The organism is Specibacter sp. RAF43 (genome assembly GCF_052114065.1).
In the GTDB taxonomy this organism is placed as follows: Bacteria; Actinomycetota; Actinomycetes; order Actinomycetales; family Micrococcaceae; genus Specibacter.
On record NZ_JBFREA010000018.1, the window covers coordinates 38,136 to 54,777 of the forward strand.

At 69.1% G+C, this 16,642-nt stretch carries 15 protein-coding genes; 2 read left to right on the top strand and 13 right to left on the bottom strand.

All coding sequences use genetic code 11. The features are described from left to right. Positions 1-6: 6 nt before the first annotated feature. From AB4Y80_RS11240 to AB4Y80_RS11295, 12 genes are all read right to left on the bottom strand, one after another. Positions 7-2,931, bottom strand: a complete 2,925-nt coding sequence (locus AB4Y80_RS11240) for a DNA translocase FtsK (protein ID WP_442214220.1) — start codon at positions 2,929-2,931, stop codon at positions 7-9. A gap of 136 nt (positions 2,932-3,067) precedes the next feature. After that, positions 3,068-4,759, bottom strand: coding sequence for a ribonuclease J (locus tag AB4Y80_RS11245; RefSeq protein WP_442214221.1), 1,692 nt, complete (start codon positions 4,757-4,759; stop codon positions 3,068-3,070). 2 nt (positions 4,760-4,761) lie between these two features. Further along, on the bottom strand, positions 4,762-5,667 hold the full coding sequence (dapA, locus tag AB4Y80_RS11250; RefSeq protein ID WP_442214222.1) for a 4-hydroxy-tetrahydrodipicolinate synthase: 906 nt from the start codon (positions 5,665-5,667) through the stop codon (positions 4,762-4,764). A gap of 76 nt (positions 5,668-5,743) precedes the next feature. Further along, positions 5,744-6,538 (bottom strand): alpha/beta fold hydrolase, encoded by a 795-nt coding sequence (locus AB4Y80_RS11255; RefSeq protein WP_442214223.1) that lies wholly within the window; start codon positions 6,536-6,538, stop codon positions 5,744-5,746. 224 nt (positions 6,539-6,762) lie between these two features. Then, complete coding sequence (locus AB4Y80_RS11260) at positions 6,763-8,193, bottom strand: integrase core domain-containing protein (protein WP_442214224.1); 1,431 nt, start codon at positions 8,191-8,193, stop codon at positions 6,763-6,765. Between the two features lie 219 nt (positions 8,194-8,412). Beyond that, the gene (locus tag AB4Y80_RS11265) at positions 8,413-8,796 is read right to left on the bottom strand and encodes a hypothetical protein (RefSeq protein WP_442214250.1); all 384 of its coding nucleotides are present in this window, start codon (positions 8,794-8,796) and stop codon (positions 8,413-8,415) included. A gap of 67 nt (positions 8,797-8,863) precedes the next feature. Beyond that, positions 8,864-9,622, bottom strand: coding sequence for a 4-hydroxy-tetrahydrodipicolinate reductase (gene dapB, locus AB4Y80_RS11270; RefSeq protein WP_442214225.1), 759 nt, complete (start codon positions 9,620-9,622; stop codon positions 8,864-8,866). Positions 9,623-9,632: 10 nt separating this feature from the next. Beyond that, positions 9,633-10,094 carry a molybdenum cofactor biosynthesis protein MoaE gene (locus AB4Y80_RS11275; RefSeq protein WP_442214227.1) on the bottom strand — a complete coding sequence of 154 codons (462 nt, stop codon included), beginning with the start codon at positions 10,092-10,094 and terminating at the stop codon, positions 9,633-9,635. Continuing rightward, complete coding sequence (locus AB4Y80_RS11280; protein WP_442214229.1) at positions 10,084-10,584, bottom strand: MogA/MoaB family molybdenum cofactor biosynthesis protein; 501 nt, start codon at positions 10,582-10,584, stop codon at positions 10,084-10,086. Before AB4Y80_RS11280 ends, AB4Y80_RS11275 begins: the two co-directional genes overlap by 11 nt. Beyond that, positions 10,581-11,099, bottom strand: a complete 519-nt coding sequence (gene moaC / locus AB4Y80_RS11285) for a cyclic pyranopterin monophosphate synthase MoaC (protein ID WP_442214230.1) — start codon at positions 11,097-11,099, stop codon at positions 10,581-10,583. Before moaC ends, AB4Y80_RS11280 begins: the two co-directional genes overlap by 4 nt. Continuing rightward, complete coding sequence (locus tag AB4Y80_RS11290) at positions 11,087-12,373, bottom strand: molybdopterin molybdotransferase MoeA (RefSeq protein WP_442214231.1); 1,287 nt, start codon at positions 12,371-12,373, stop codon at positions 11,087-11,089. The genes moaC and AB4Y80_RS11290 overlap by 13 nt, the downstream gene beginning before the upstream one ends. Before the next feature lie 103 nt (positions 12,374-12,476). Next, positions 12,477-14,009, bottom strand: a complete 1,533-nt coding sequence (locus AB4Y80_RS11295) for a molybdopterin-dependent oxidoreductase (RefSeq protein WP_442214232.1) — start codon at positions 14,007-14,009, stop codon at positions 12,477-12,479. 100 nt (positions 14,010-14,109) lie between these two features. Here AB4Y80_RS11295 and moaA point away from each other — a divergent pair, with 100 nt between their 5' ends. Then, a complete protein-coding gene (gene moaA / locus AB4Y80_RS11300) occupies positions 14,110-15,222 on the top strand; it encodes a GTP 3',8-cyclase MoaA (RefSeq protein WP_442214233.1) in 1,113 nt (370 codons plus the stop codon). A gap of 1 nt (position 15,223) precedes the next feature. Next, entirely contained in the window at positions 15,224-15,505 is a 282-nt protein-coding gene (locus tag AB4Y80_RS11305) for a MoaD/ThiS family protein (protein ID WP_442214234.1), read from the top strand. A 30-nt stretch (positions 15,506-15,535) separates the two neighbouring features. Here AB4Y80_RS11305 and AB4Y80_RS11310 read toward each other — a convergent pair whose 3' ends face one another. Beyond that, entirely contained in the window at positions 15,536-16,636 is a 1,101-nt protein-coding gene (locus tag AB4Y80_RS11310; protein ID WP_442214235.1) for a helix-turn-helix transcriptional regulator, read from the bottom strand. Between the last annotated feature and the right edge of the window lie 6 nt (positions 16,637-16,642).

Sequence of the window (16,642 nt, forward strand, 5' to 3'; positions counted from 1 at the left end):
GAGCGGCTACCGGCCCGTGAGGGACCATGCATCCTCGCCGCCGTCCTCGTCGTCGCTGCCGTCCGCGCCGTCGTAATAGCTCACGGCCTCGGTGCGGTTCGCCAGATCCTCCGCCACGAGGTCGGTGCCCCAGCCGTGGTTGGCGTTCGCGTTCTCGGCCAGTGCGGCCGCCAGGGCGGTGCCGGTCCCGGTGGAACCCGGCCCGACGCTGCTGTCCTCGCCGGGTGCGTCCGCGCCGCCGGAGCCGTCGCCGCGGATCGCAGCCAGCGTGGCGGCCAGATCATCAGGCTTGACCAGGACGTCGCGGGCCTTGGACCCCTCGGAGGGCCCGACGACGCCGCGCGATTCCAGCAGGTCCATGAGCCGGCCGGCCTTGGCGAAGCCCACCCGCAGCTTGCGCTGGAGCATGGAGGTCGAGCCGAACTGGGTGGTGACCACCAGTTCGGTGGCCTGGAGCAGCACGTCGAGGTCGTCGCCGATGTCATCTTCGACCTGCTTCTTGGGCGCCTCGACGGCGACGTCGTCCCGGTAGTGGACGGTCAGCTGGCCCTTGACATGCTCCACCACCCGCTTGATCTCGGCCTCGGTGACCCACGCGCCCTGGACGCGCATGGGCTTGGACTTGCCCATCGGCAGGAACAGCGCGTCGCCCTGCCCCAGCAGTTTCTCCGCACCGGGCTGGTCCAGGACCACGCGGGAGTCGGTGACGGACGACGTCGCAAACGCCATCCGGGACGGGACATTGGCCTTGATCAGGCCGGTGACGACGTCCACGGAGGGGCGCTGGGTGGCAAGCACCAGGTGGATGCCGGCGGCCCGGGCCAGCTGGGTGATGCGCACGATCGAGTCCTCCACGTCGCGCGGGGCCACCATCATGAGGTCGGCAAGTTCATCGACTATGACCAGCAGGTACGGGTAGGGCCGGATGACGCGCTTGGAGTCGGCCGGCGGGTGCACCTTGCCGGCCTTGACGGCCTTGTTGAACTCGTCGACGTGCTTGAATCCGTAGTTGGCCAGGTCGTCGTAGCGGGTGTCCATCTCCCGGACCACCCACTGCAGGGCTTCGGCCGCTTTTTTCGGGTTCGTGATGATGGGGGTGATCAGGTGCGGGACGCCCTCGTAGGCGGTCAGCTCAACGCGCTTGGGGTCCACCATGACCATGCGCACCTCGTCGGGGGTTGCGCGCATCAGGATGGAGGTGATCATGGAGTTCACAAACGAGGACTTCCCGGCCCCCGTGGCGCCGGCCACCAGCAGGTGCGGCATTTTCGCCAGGTTGGCCACGACGAAGCCGCCTTCGACGTCCTTGCCCACGCCCATGATCATCGGGTGGTCGGTGCGGCGGGCGTTGGCCGAGCGCAGGACGTCGCCGAGGGCCACGATCTCCTTGTCCGCGTTGGGGATCTCGATGCCGATGGCGCTCTTGCCCGGGATCGGGGACAGGATGCGCACGTCCGAGGATGCCACGGCGTAGGAGATGTTTTTGCTCAGCGCCGTGACGCGTTCGACCTTGGTGCCCGGGGAGAGCTCGATCTCGTACCGGGTGACGGTGGGGCCGCGGCTGAACCCGGTCACCTGGGCGTCGACGTTGAATTGGTTCAGGGTGTCGGTCAGGGCGGCCACGACGGATTCGTTGGCCTCGGTGGCCTCTTTCGCCGGCGGGCCCGACGGCAGGAAGTCGGACCGCGGCAGCGTGTAGGCGACGTCGCCGGAGAGCTGGAGCTGCTCCGTGCGCTGCGGGATGGGTGTGGGCACCGCGGTCGGCGGGGACGGGATGTGGCGGGTGGCCGCCGCGTCGGCACCGGCCACGATGCTGATGGCCTCCGTGTCGGCGGAGAGGTCCGGGCCGTGTCCGCCGGTGGGTAGGCCCTGGCGGGCCTTGATCTTATCCGCCGCGAGTTCGTCGCGTGTTGGCCGGCGCACACCGGGCGGCAGCAGTGGCGCGGACGACGGCGCCAGGTGGGCGTCGTCGTCGTCCCCGCCGACCAGCGGGGTCTCGAAGGCCGGCTCGCCGTCGTAGCCCAGCTCCGCGGCTTCCTCGGCGGCACGCTTGCGGCCGCGCAACCCGCGCGGCTTCTTCACCTTGGCGGGGGGATCGTCACGGTCGTAAAGATAACTTTGGTCATGGCCAAAGTCGCCGTCCGCCGGGGCGGCACCGACCAGCTGGTCATAGAGGCCGCGCAGCCGGGCCGGGATGTGCCGGATGGGGGTGGCCGTCAGGACCAGGATGCTAAAGAACGCGAGGGCGGAGAAGACCGCGACGGCCAGCACGGGGCTCGCCGCGGCGACCAGGCCGCCGGCAATCATGCCGACCATGCCGCCGGCGGCGCTGACGCCGGCGAAGCCCGCCGCGGCGTCGGGCAGGCCCCCGGCCACGTGGGCCAGGGCGCACCCGGAGAGGATCAGCACGGAGAAGCCGATGGCCACCCGGTTGTTGCCGCGGACGTTGGTGGGCTGGCGGAACACGCGCAGGGAGAAGATGAGCAGCATGGGCGGCAGCATGGCCGCGAACCAGCCAAAGGTGCCGCGGAAGACCCCATGCACCGCGTCCGCGGCGGGGCCGGTGAGTCCCCACCATTCAAAGGTGGCGATGGTGGCGGCGAGCAGGATGAAGAACAGGCCGCTACCGTCGCGGCGGTCCTCGGCGGGCAAGGCGCTGACGTCCGCGCCCATGCGCCGCACGGCCCCGCCCACCAGGTGGGCCAGGCCCTGCCACAGCCCGGCGACCATGCGCACCGGCCACACCAGCCGGGGCGCGGGATCCGGTTTTCTGGCGCGGGTGCCGGGCGACTTTGCGGTCCGTGCAGGGCGCGCCGAAGCGCCGCCTTGCTGGCCGGCGGACGCGCGGGCGGGGGAGGAACGAGTCGCCATACCCGTAACGGTACCCGCATTTACGCGGTTTTCCGCGGATTTCCGCTCCGAACGGAGCATTGCGTCGTCGCCCGCCGATCCCCGGCCCGTCCCCCGCACTCCGGCGCCCAAAACCAAAACTGGCCCGCAAAAGACGCTCAAAATCACGCGAAGTTCGGTGAAATCGAGCATCTATTGCGGGCCAGTTCAGCCGGGGCTAGGCCTCCAGGACCACCGGGATGATCATGGGGCGGCGGCGCAGCTTGCGGTTGACCCACGTGCCGATCACCCGGCGCACCACCTGCTGGAGCTGGTGGGCGGTGTGGTCCGTGCTGGACATGACGGCCTCCTCCAGGGCCTTGGCGATCTTGGGCTTGATGTCGTCAAAGACGGAGTCGTCCTCGGCCACGCCGCGGGCGTGGATGTCCGGACCGGAGACAATCTTGCCGGTGGAGCGGTTGACCACGGTGATGATGGAGATGAAGCCCTCGTCGCCGAGAATGCGGCGGTCCTTGAGGTCCTCGTCGGTGATCTCGCCCACGCTGTGCCCGTCAACGTATACGAACCCGCACTCCACCTGGCCCACGATGCGGGCGACGCCGTCGACGAGGTCGACCACGGAGCCGTCGTCGGTGAGCAGGACGTTTTGCGCCGGGATGCCGGAGGACTGGGCGATCTTGCCGTTGGCGATCAGGTGGCGGGTCTCCCCGTGCACCGGCATGACGTTCCTGGGCTGGAGCAGGTTGTAGCAGTAAAGCAGCTCGCCCGCGGCGGCGTGGCCGGACACGTGCACCTTGGCCGTGCCCTTGTGGATGACGTCCGCGCCGAGCTTGAGCAGGCCGTTGATGATGCGGAACACGGCGTTCTCATTGCCGGGGATGAGCGAGGACGCCAAGATGACGGTGTCGCCCGGACCCACGGAGACCTTGTGGTCGCCGGCGGCCATGCGGGACAGTGCCGCCATGGGCTCGCCCTGGGACCCCGTGGACATGAGCACCACCTTGTGGTCCGGCAGGCTGTCCACGTTCTTCAGATCCACCAGGACGTTGGCCGGCACGTGCAGGTAGCCGAGCTTGGCCGCGATGGCCATGTTGCGCACCATGGAGCGGCCCACGAAGGCCACGTTGCGGTTGTGCAGCACGGCGGCGTTGAGGACCTGCTGGACGCGGTGGACGTGCGAGGAGAAGCTGGCCACAATGATGCGCTTGTCGGCCTTGCCGAACAGCATCTCCAGGGTCGGCCCGATCTCGGCCTCGCTGGTGGTGAAGCCGGGGACGTCGGCGTTGGTGGAATCCACCAGGAACAGGTCCACGCCTTCCTCGCCCAGGCGGGCAAAGTGGCGCAGGTCGGTCCGGCGCCCGTCCAGCGGCAGCTGGTCCATCTTAAAGTCGCCGGTGTGCAGCACGTTGCCGCCGGCGGTGCGGATGAACACGGCCAGGGCGTCGGGGATGGAGTGGTTGACGGCCACGAATTCGCACTCGAACGGGCCGAACTGCTCGACCTGCCCCTCCGTGACGGTCAGCGTCCACGGCTTGATGCGGTGCTCGGCCAGCTTGGCCTCCACGAAGGCCAGCGTCAGTTGGGAGCCGATCAGCGGGATGTCGTTGCGCAGGCGCAGCAGGTACGGCACGGCGCCGATGTGGTCCTCGTGGCCGTGCGTGAGCACCACGCCCACCACGTCCTCGAGCCGGTCCTCGATGTAGGAGAAGTCGGGCAGAATCACGTCAACGCCGGGCTGGTCCTCCTCCGGGAAGAGCACCCCGCAGTCCACGATCAGCAGCTTGCCGTCCATTTCAAAGACGGTCATGTTGCGCCCGATTTCACCAATGCCGCCCAACGGAACAATGCGCAACGTGCCGTTGGCCAGTTTTGGCGGCGTGCGCAGTCCGGGTTCAGTCATTTGGCTCATGTTTACAATTCCATTCCAGCTTCCGCAAGGTCAGCTTTGATCATGGCGATCTCGGCCTCGTCCGGCTCCACCAGGGGAAGCCGGACCACCGAGTTGGACAGGATCCCCTGCCACTTAAGTATTTGCTTGACGGCCACGGCGCCCTGCACATGTCCCATGGTGGCCCGGATGACCGGGTCGAGTTCAAAGTGGATGCGCCGGGCCGTGACGAAATCGCCGGCCGCGGCCGCGTCGACCAGGGCGCGGAACCGGCCCGGGGCCACATGGGCGCTGACGCTGACCAGCCCGACGGCGCCGGCGGCCATCAGCGGCAGCGTCAGTCCGTCGTCGCCCGAGTACACGTCGAGGTCCGTCTTGGCCAGCACGCGCGAGGTGGCCGTGAAGTCGGCCTTGGCGTCCTTCAACGCCACGATGCGCGGGTGGCCGGCCAGCTTGATGATGGTTTCGGTGGCGATGGGAACGCCGGCGCGGCCCGGGATGTCATAGAGCATGATGGGCAGCTCGGTGGCGTCGGCGATCGCCTCAAAGTGGGCCTGGATGCCGGCCTGGCTGGGCTTGTTGTAGTACGGGGTGACGATCAGCAGGCCGTCAACGCCCAGGGCCGCGGCGCGCCGGGACAGGCTGACGGAGTGCCGGGTGTCGTTGGTGCCGGTGCCGGCGATGACCTTGGCCCGCCCGCCCACGGCGTCCAGGACGGCCTGGAACATGCCCAGGTTTTCCTCGTCCGTCAGGGTGGAGGTTTCCCCGGTGGTGCCGGTGACCAGGATGCCGTCACAGCCGCCGTCGATGAGCTTGTTGGCCAGAAGCGCTGCCTGCTTATAGTCCACTTCCCCGCCGCTTGTAAAGGGGGTGACCATGGCGGGCACCAGCGTACCGAAGGGGAGATGGCGAATTTGCGAATCAGACATGGGTAAAACGTTACCCGCTCCTCCACCGTTTCGTTGCACCCAGGCCACAGGGCGGACGCGCTCGGCCGGCCGGAGTTTAGTTCAGGTCGGCCAGGAACGGCAGCCACTCGGCGAGGACGGGATCGGCCGGGATGAGGGTGGAGCCGTGGTTGCGGCCGGGCAGTTCCACGACGCGGGCGCCCGCAATCAGTTCGGCGGCGCGCCGGGAGTCCGTCAGCCGTCCGGGATCCCTGGTGCCGGCCATCAGGAGCGTCGGCAGGCGGATGGCGGCGATGTCCGCCTCGGGAATGGCCGGGTCCAGTTCGGTTTGACGGAAATAGGCCCGCAGCGCGGCGGCGTCGTTGGCCAGGAACGCGGCCCGGGTCATGGCGTCCAGCGGCTGCCCGATCCGCCCTTCCCAGCCGGCCACGAAGGCGGGCATGCCGCCCTGGCCGAGGGCGGCGTCGTACTCGGGGAAGAACAGTTCGCCGATGGTGCCGGGCTGGATGCGGAAGGTGCCGCCCAGGGTGGTCAGGGACAGCAGTCTCTCGGGTGCGGCGACGGCCAGCGAGAAGCCGACCCGGGCGCCCACCGAGTAGCCGCCAAAGTGGGCCTGGGGCGCCCCGGCGGCGTCCAGGACGGCCAGGGCGTCGGCCACCAGCACGTCCATGGCGTACGCGGCCGGGGTGGCGGGCTTGTCGCTGCGCCCGTGCCCGCGCAGGTCCATGGTGATGACCCGATGGGTCTCACGCAGCGCCTTCGTGTACCCGAAGCCGCGCCAGATCGCACGGCTCAGTGCGCTGCCGTGGATCAACAAAATGGGGTCGCCCTCGCCCACCGCGTCATAGGAAAGTTCGACGCCGTCGGCCGGGTTGTGTGTGCTGCTCGCCATGGATTCATCCTAATCGCCGAGGTAGCCGGTCCGCGCCGAGACTCGCCCCGGTCTGGGCTGTCTAATCGCACTAGGTTGTTTACACACGCTCTCATGAGGTTGTTTACAACCTCTCTCGTAACCTTGTTTACACTCGCTCTCGTGACGTTGTTTACATACGATCTCATGAGGTTGTTTACACCCGGCGTCCTATTCCCGTCGGGCACCGGGAATAGGCGCTGTGGCTATGATTCCTCGGGGTTGTTCTTCTTCATGTAGGTCCGTTGCTTGTCCGTCCAGTCCGGTTTCTGGTCGCGGACTCTGGCTCCGCTGACTTGCCAGAGGGGAAAAATATGGCGGGTGACGGCAGGGCGTATGGGCAACGGGAAGTATATGCTTTCGATCCCGGTGGTGGTGTCGAACATGCTGTAGTCGTTTTCGGTGCTGATCATCTGGTAGGTCCCGGCCAGATTGCTGGGAATCATGATCTTGAGCCCCTGGAAGTAGATCTGGGGATTTCCTCGAGTGACCACTATCAGGTCAGCGGCGGCATCCCGGAGCCGCCCTCCTGTCGGCACGCGCGGTTCTGTTTCCGGTGCGGCAGGGGTGGCCCGTGTGAGGTCCTGGATGTCCCCGTCGGGTGCTGCGGCGGCCCGCTGGGCGAGTGTCTTGTCGCGGTAGGAATCGGCACGAGCCTGGAGTTCCTTGTGGCTGATCGGCGTCCGATCCGAGGGCCGGTGTTCGGCCGCCTCCCACGCCTGTCCCGGCGTCATTGCGCCGGGCAGGGCTTGATGCCTGCGGCGATAGTTGTAGTAGTTGCGGAAGTCGGCGATCAGTGTGGTGAGCCCCTCAAGGCTCGCCGGTGCGTTGGCTTCTAGGAAACGCCGCAAGGTCTGGTGGCTGGGTTCGTTCTTCCCTTGGGTCTGCGGATGGTATCCGCGCCCGCTGATGCCCAGACAACCATGGTCGGCTAGGAACCGTTCGGTCCCCGAGACGATGCCGTGCCGCGCCTGGTTGAAGGCCCTGCCGTTGTCACTGAGGAGTTCCCTGGGTACTCCGTGGTCGGTGAATGCGGCCCGGAGCGTGGCGATGGCATCAGTGCCGTTCTCCGGATCCGGGCAGCACCTGGTGCCGACATCGAAGCGGGTGGAATCATCGAGGAGCTGGTAGATCGTCACCTTGGTGCCGGTCTCGTCGGCCAGTCGATATTCAAGGGCATCCAACTGCCACATCTCCATGGCCGCCGAGCGGGCGAACCGCGGCCACGCCGTGCGCGGTCGCTTGCGGGGATTTGCCTTCACCGCCCCGGCGGCGGACAGTATCCTCGCGATGGTCGCCACCGAGGGCACCGGCTGCCCGAACTCGCCGGTGTCGATCCCGGCGAACCAGATCGACTTCGGTCCACTGTCCCAGCCCTCTTTTTCCAGCCGGGTACGAATCCGCAAGACGATATTGGTGGTGTTCTGGTCAAAGGTCCGCACCGGGTTCTTCGGCGCCGAGGAACGTGGATTCAGTGCCTTGTTTCCCTCCTGAAGGAAACGGCGGCGGATGTTATAGAAGGAGGGACGACTGATGCCCAGCCGCTGACAGAACTCGGACACGCTGGGTCCGTCGGCGGACAAGGGGTCGAATTCGGCAATCTGGCGGCGCACGGAAGGAGTTAGTGACTTAGGCATCCTCAATTATCGAAACCGAGCTCACGGACGTGCTTCTACAAGTCGCCACAGGTGTAAGCAAGGCCCTGAGACATCCCGTAACAAGGGTGTTGAGACATGCTGTAAACAACGTCATGAGAGAGTCTGTAAACAAGGTAGTGAGACAGCACAGCCCCGGTCTGGGCGGTTCTCGGCGCGGACCGGCTACCTCGGCGAGGCGGGGGCGAGGCGAGGGGCGCGTTAGCCGCGCGTGCGGAACAAGGCGATGGCGTCGCGCATGGCCTTGCGGGCGCGTTTCCGGTCGCCGGCGGCGTCATAGGCGCAGGAGAGACGGAACCAGGAGCGCCAGTCGCCGGGGGCGGCCTCGGCCTCGGCCTTGTACTTGCCAAACTCGGCGTCCGCGGCGGCTCGGACAATGCGGCCGCCGGGGGTGCGGGGCAGATTGTCCACGGGCAGCCCGCCCTCGGATTCGAGCACCTTGGCCATCGCCTCGGTGCGGGCGCCGAAGAGCACCTCGGTGATCAGCGCCCACGCGGCCACCATGGGAATGAGCAGGTAGGCGGCGCCAAGCAGCTTGGCGATCCAGTCCGGGTCGCCCAGCAACAACACGGCCCGCTGCAGCATGATCACCAGGTAAAACACGAGCAGCAGGGCGATCGCCCCGACCCAGATCTTCGTTTTCGTCACGGTCTCAGCCCTCAAGGTCCAGGTAGCCGTCCAGGCCCACGGTCAGGCCGGGCCGGGTGCCCACGATCCGCACACCGAGCAGGACCCCGGGCATGAAGGATTCACGGTTGAAGGAGTCATGCCGGATGGTCAGCTGCTCCCCCGGGCTGCCGAGCAGCACCTCCTGGTGGGCGACCAGCCCGGCCAGGCGGACGCTGTGCACGGGGATGCCGTCGATGGAGGCGCCGCGCGCGCCGTCCAGGTTGGAGGTGGTGGCATCCGGGGCGTCGGGAACACCGGCGGCGGCGCGGGCGGCGGCCACCAGTGCGGCGGTGCGCAGCGCCGTGCCCGACGGCGCGTCGACCTTGCGGGGATGATGCAGCTCGATGATTTCCACCGACTCGAAATATCGTGCGGCCTGCTGCGCAAACCGGGTGGCCAGCACGGAGCCGAGGGCAAAGTTGGGTGCAATGAGCACGCCGGTTTGGGGATGCCGGGCCAGCAGCGATTCCAGCGCCGCGAGCCGGCCGGCATCCCAGCCGGTGGTGCCCACGACGGCGTGGATGCCGTGTTCGACGGCGAAGCGCACGTTCGCCTCGGTGGAGTCCGGGACGGTGAGGTCCACCACCACGTCCGCGCGGGCCGCCAGCACGGCGTCCAGGGAGTCTCCCCGGCCCAGGGCCGCCACCAAGTCCAGGTCGGCGGCCTCGTTGAGGGCCGCAACGGCGGCCGTACCCATTCGTCCCTTGGCGCCGAGTACGGCCACCCGCAGCTTTTCAGTCATGGTCCCAAGCTTAATGGCTGCCCGGGACCTCGCCGGCCCCCACCCATTCCACCGAGCCGTCCGTGAAGAACTGCTCCTTCCAGATGGGCACCTCGTGCTTGACCCGGTCCACCAGCGCCGAACACAGCTCAAAGGCCTCGCCGCGGTGCGCGGCGGAGACGGCGCACACCAGGGCCGGGTCGCCGATCTCCAGCGTCCCCACCCGGTGCGAGACCCAGATCTTCACCGCATGCCCGCCCGAGCCGGACTGTTCCAGCAGGGACGCGACCACCCCGTTCAGCACCCTCTGGGCGAGCGGATGGGCGCTGTAGGCCAGCCGCGCAACCTGCCGGCCGCCGTCGTGGTTCCTGACCACCCCGCTAAAGCTGACCACCGCCCCGGCCGTGTCCGATTCCACGGCGGCGATGGCGTCGGCGACGGTGATCGGCTCGGCGCTCAACTGGGCAAATACAACATCGAAGTCAGTGTCCATGACGGCCGCTCAATTGCTCGCAGAGGTGTTTGATGATGGGGTCCAGCACGGCCAGCCCGTCCATGACGCCGGCGGGTGACCCGGGCAGGTTCACGATCAGGGTCAGCCCGGCCGCGCCCGCATGCCCGCGGCTAAGCATGGCCATGGGGGTTTTCGCCAGCCCCGCCGCGCGGATGGCCTCCATGATGCCGGGGATTTCGCGGTCCAGCAGCGGCAGGGTCATCTCGGGGGTTTCGTCGGTGGGGCTCAGCCCCGTTCCGCCGCTGGTCAGCACGACGGCGGGATGTTGCATCAGCAGCGCCCGCAGCGCCGCCCCGACGGGAGGCCCGTCCGGGACCACGATCGGTGCGGTGACGTCAAAGCCGTGCTCGGCGAGCCAGTCGGTGATGATGGGGCCGGTCTTGTCGTCATAGACGCCCAGGGCCGCACGCGTGGAGGCGATGACCACCCCGGCCCGGCCAAGTTCGGTGCCGGGCTCGCAGGTATTCATCTCTGTGTCCCGCCGCCGTCTGCATCCACGGACCAGTCGCCGCTCTTGCCGCCGCTTTTGGCCAACACCTGGATGTCGGAGATCACGGCGTGCTTGTCCACGGCCTTGATCATGTCGTAGACGCTCAGCGCGGCAACCGTGACCGCGGTCAGCGCCTCCATCTCCACGCCGGTGACGCCAAGGGTTTTCACCGTGGCCCGCACGGTGACCTCGGCGGCGCCCAGGTCAAAGTCCACCGTGACCTTGGCCAGGGGCAGCGGGTGGCACAGCGGAATCAGCTCGGGCGTTTTTTTCGCGCCCATGATGCCGGCCACCCGGGCCACGGCGAGGGCGTCCCCCTTGGGGAGGTCGCCGGCGCCGAGCAGCGCCATCACCGCCGCGGTGGTGTGGACGGTGCCGGTGGCGGTGGCCTCCCGGGAGGTGGCGGACTTCGCGGACACATCGACCATGTGGGCCGTGCCGTCGTGGCGCAGATGCGTTAATTCGGGAGCTTGGGGATCGGTCACAACAGCCATACTTCCACCTTTGACCCGGCCTGCAAGTCCGTGACGCCCGGCGGGATCTGGATCAGCGCATTGGCCCGGGCCAGGGCCGCCAGCAGGTGCGACGCCGGCCCGCCCACTTCCCGCACGGACGCGGCGGATTCATACCCGGGGCCCTCGTAGATCCCGCGGCGCACCTGGTGTTTTCCGGCCGGCGACGTCAGGTCCTCCCGCAGCGTTGCCAGCACGACGGGCCGCGGTGCCGGCGCCCCGGTCAGGGCGGTCAGGGCGGGGCGCAGGAACATTTCAAAGGAGACGGCGCCGCTGACCGGATTGCCGGGGAACCCGATAAACGGGACCCCCTTGTACGTGCCCAGGGCCTGCGGACCGCCCGGTTGCAGCCCCACGGAGACAAAGTCGACGTCGAACTCGGCCAGCGCCTGTTTGACCACCTCAAAGGCCCCGGCGCTGATCCCGCCGGTGGAGACGATCAAATCCACCTCGGGGCGGTCGCGGTTGGGTCCGGCAAACCGGTCGAGCACCTCCAGCAGCGCCCGCGGCCGGTCCTGGACGATCGGGCCCAGCACCACCTCGACGCCGGCCTCGACCAGCATGGCCCGCAGCAGGGCGGCGTTGGCGTCAAAAATCTTCCCGGCGGGCAGTCCGCCGGCAGCCTGGGGATCGCCCGGCAGCAGCACCTCATCCCCGGTGGTCATCAGCAGCACGCGTTTCCTGCCCCGCACCACGACGCTGGTCAGCCCCAGCGCCGAGGCCAGCCCGATGTGCGCGGCGTTCAGGAGCGTGCCGCCGGCGATGGCCACGGCGTCCCGGGCCAGGTCGCTGCCCTGGGCGCGGACGTACGTTCCCGGCACGGTGGCGGGCAGCGTCACGGATTCCCCGGGCGCGGGGAAGACGGCCGGCTGCGCTTGCTCCACGGGAACGACGGCGTTGGCCCCGCTGGGCAGCATGGCCCCGGTCATGATGGGGGCGGCGGCGCCCGGCGCCAACTCTGCCGGGACGACGCCGGCAGGGATGGTGGCGGCGGCACGGTAGCTGGTTGATTTCATCGAATCAACGGATCCCGATTGATGGTGCCGGTGGTGGGCCGGCGCGTTGACGGCAAAACCGTCCATCTGGGAGTTGGCAAAGGGCGGCAGGTCCAGGGGGGCGGGCAGGTCGGCGGCGAGCACCCGCCCAACGGCCTCCAGCAGCGGCACGCGATCGCCGCCGTCGTCCGGGCGGTGCGCCCACGCCGCGGCCAGGAGATCGTGCACGGCCCGCCGGTGCTCCTCGACTGTTCTGCGCATCAGATTCCCCTCCACAACCGGCCCGTGGTGCTATTTGTCACCAATCCTATGTGAGCCGCCGCGCAACGGGCGCGAGGGCGCCGGCGCGGGCCGGCGCGTCAGGCTAGCCGACCGTGAACTCCACCGTGTGATGGCCCGTGGCACCATCGGGTGCCGGCGGCGCCGGCACGGACGTCTGCACAGCCCCGGCCCCGTCAATGGCCCGGACCGCCAGGACGTGCCGGCCGGCGGCCACCGCCAGGGGCGCTTTCCATTGCACCCACGTGTCCTTGTTCAGTGCCGCGGCCAGCACGGCGTCCTGCCAGGGCCCGTCATCGAGCTGGACCTGCACGCCCGATATGCCGCGTTCCGGCGCCCAGGCGACCCCGCCGGCCATGATCGTGCCGGCCCCGGGCGTGTCCCCGCGCCGGGGCACATCGATGCGCGACGCCGTCTTGATGGGACCCAGCGCGCTCCAGCCCCGCGGCGACCAGTAGCCCTGGTCGGCCGCGAAGGTGGTGACCTTGAGCTCCGCCAACCATTTGGTGGCCGAAACATACCCGTAGAGGCCTGGCACAATCAGGCGGGCCGGATAGCCGTGCTCGAGCGGCAGCGGTCCCCCGTTCATGCCCACGGCGATGATTGCCTCCCGGGCATCGGTGAGCGCCGCCAGCGGCGTGCCGGCGGTGAACCCGTCGGTGCTGCGTGAGAGCACCATGTCCGCCCCGGGCTGCACCCCGGCCAGGGCCAGGAGCTCACGCACCGGCCAGCCCAGCCAGCGGGCGTTCCCGACCAGGTCCCCGCCCACCTCGTTGGAGACGCAGCCGATCGTGACGTATTTTTCCACCATCGGCTTGGCCAGCAGTTGGGCAAAATCCAGCGTCACCTCGCGGTCCACCCGTCCAGTCACCCGCAATTGCCACGTGCCGGAATTCACCGCCGGCACCACCAGGGCGGTGTCGATCCGGTAGAACGCATCAGCCGGGGTGATCAGCTCGGTCACCCCCGGAACCCCCAGCACGGCTCCGGCCGGGACCGGCGGCGCCGCGATCGCGGGGCTCGGCAGCCGCACCCGGGCGCGCAGGTCCACCACGACGACGGCGGCCCGGCGGATCAGCACCGACGCACCGGCGGCGACAACCGCCACCCCGGCGCCGACGCCCATGGTCCGGACGAAGGAGCGGCGCGTCGGCCCGTCGAGGGTCGGCTGGTGGAGGGTCGCCGCGGCGGGACGAAGAAAGCGCCGGCCCACCCATGCAAGCAGCATGCCGGCCACGGCGGCGGCGACCACTGGGGCAAGGAACGCCATCGACGTGACGCCGGCCCGCGTGGCGACGGCGGCGATCCCCAGCACGCCGAACACGCCAATGCCCGCCAGTCCGAATCCGCGCCTGCGGCCTTCCAGCACCCCCACGGTGGCGGCGAGGAGGGCGATCACGAGGATCATCGAGGCCAGAAAGACGGATTTGTCGCCCGTGCCAAACAGGCCGATGGCCCAGTCCTTGACCCCGCTCGGCATGCCGTCGATGACGCTCTGGCCAACCGCGGAGACGGGCGAGACCGTGGGGCTGGTGACCGCGGCGACCAATTCGCCGGCGGCCACACCCACGCCCACGCACACCAGGCCGGCCGCGATCCATCCTCCACGCTGCGCCATGGCATCCTTTCCTGGCTGGCCCCGTCGTCACAAGTCTAGTTTCACGCCCGGGACAAAGCACCGGCGCCCTTAAAAGGGGCGGATGGCGTAGCGTGGTGCCATGCAAACGGATCGCGTCCCCCTCGGCCTTCCGGCCGTGCTGGCCGGCCCGCCCCCGGCGGCGGCGCGTCCGGCCGGCACCGGCGCGGGCCTGACGGACCAATTTGGCCGGGTCGCCACGGACATGCGGCTCTCCCTGACGGACAAGTGCAATCTGCGCTGCCACTATTGCATGCCGGCGGAGGGGCTGCAGTGGCTCGCGAAGGACAAATTACTCACGGCCGCCGAAATTGCCCGGCTGGTGGGCATCGGCGTGGACCGGCTGGGCGTGCGCGAGCTGCGGCTCACCGGCGGCGAACCGCTCGTGCGGGCCGACCTGGTGGACATCATCGCCGTGCTGCGCCGCAACCACCCGTCGCTGCCGATCTCGCTGACCACCAACGGAGTGGGCCTGGCGCGGAAGGCGCAGGCGCTGGCCGACGCCGGGCTGACGCGGTTGAACGTATCCATGGACACACTGCGCCACGATGCGTTCGTGCAGCTGACCCGGCGCCCGTTCCTGGACCAGGTGCTCGCCGGCATCGAGGCCGCCGCGCGCGCGGGGCTCGGGCCCATCAAGGTCAACGCCGTGCTCATGCGCGGCATCAACGACGGCCATGCGGCCGAGCTCCTGGCGTGGTGCCTGGCCGGCGGCTACGAGCTCCGCTTCATCGAGCAGATGCCCCTGGATGCCGACCACGGGTGGACGCGCGAGGGGATGATCACGGCGGCGGAGACCCGAAGCCTGCTGGCCGCGGATTTTGACCTGGCCCCCGACCCCCGCGCCCGGGACGGCGCTCCGGCCGAACGCTTCGAGGTACGTCACAGGGGCTCGAGGGCACTCCTGGGCACCGTGGGCATCATCGCCTCCGTCACCGAACCTTTTTGCGCGGACTGCCGCCGTACCCGGATCACGGCCGAGGGCCAGGTCATGAGCTGCCTGTTCTCCCGCACCGAAGTCGACCTGCTGGACCTGCTGCGTGCGGGGACGACACCGGCCGACGACGACGCCGTCGCCGACCGCTGGCGGGACGCCATGTGGGCGAAGCCGCGGGCCCACGGCATGGGACACCCCGGCTTGGGCGACGCCGACTTTGTCCAGCCCGACCGCAGCATGAGCGCCATTGGAGGATGAGATGAACGTACGATTCTTTGCCGCCGCCGCGGCCGCCACCGGGGTCGAGGAGCAGCAGGTGGACCTCCAGGACGTGACCCGGTCCGGGCCGTTCACGCTGGCCGACCTCTCCGTCCTCCTGGAAGAAACCTTCCCGGTCTCCGCCTCGGCGAGCACGCCGCCCTTGTCCGAGCTGCTGACCCGGTGCAGCTACCTGCTCAACGAGGTGGCCGCGCGGGATCTGACCGTGGCCCTGAAACCCGGCGACGTCGTGGACGTGCTCCCCCCGTTCGCCGGCGGGTAGGCCCCGGCGGCGCGGCGGTCGGGACCAGGCTCAGCCCCCGGAAGGGGTCAGCGGACCCAACGCCATGGCCAGCAGCGCGCCCCTGCTCTGGACATTGCATTTGGCGAAGATTGTCTTGAATTCATCCTGCACGGTGTAGCGGCTGATGGCCTGCCGCCGGGCCAGGGCCGCCGTGTCCAGTCCGGCGGCCGAGAACTCCAGCAACTGGCATTCACGCGGGCTCAACGCCAGACTCCGCTCGAACACGTCGATCCGCTCCGCCACGAGGCAGTCCTGGATGGTCACGGCGATGGGCGCCGCCCCACCTTCGAGCGGCGGTTTCATCCTGGCAGCGGCGAGGCGGGCCCACACGCCGTGGCCCACGTGCACGCGGGACGTGGCCGGACGCGCGTCGACGCCCGCTTCCGTGGCGAGCAATTGCGCCGCCACGTTCAGCACCTCGGCCGGGATCCCCTGGTGGGGCCGCGGCCCCCGCTGCAGCAGCTCAAGCCAGGGGCGGGCGGATTCCGTTTGGCTGACAATGGACAAATCGTCGGCCAGGACCAGCACGGCCTGCTGGTGGCCCCCGCCGTTTCCGCCGGACCGGGGCGTGCCGTCGACCTGGAACTCGCGGGCGGAACAAGCCCTCAGGCCGGCGGTGACCACGCCGGCCAGCGACGATATGTAGCGCAGCTCAGCGGGGGAGAATTCGCCCTCCCCGGGCCCGCGCCACAAATCAAGCCACCCCCAGAATCCCAGCCGGTCGGCGAAGGCCACCGAGAGGACGTCGACTATCCCATACCGGCACAGCAATTCGGCCCACAGCTCGCTGCGGGCCGGTTCGCCACCGGTGGCGTCCCGCAGGGACGCGGCAACGGCGGGGTTCGTGGGCAATCCGGTCCACCGGTTGACCCGCGTGCGGTACTTGAGCGTAATCAACAGCGGCAGTTCCGCCGGGCAGGGCACTTCCGCCATGGGTGCGATGCCCACGCCGGACCGTGGGTCGGTCAGCGGCCAGACCCACGCGTCATGGGCCACCACCGCACGCAGCTCCTGGCGTACCGCCGCCCGGTACCCGTGGCTGTCCAGGCGTTCCTCGGCCAAGGCCCGCACACGCTCCAGGCTGCGGCTGACCATCCAGTTGCCGGTCATGGGTCA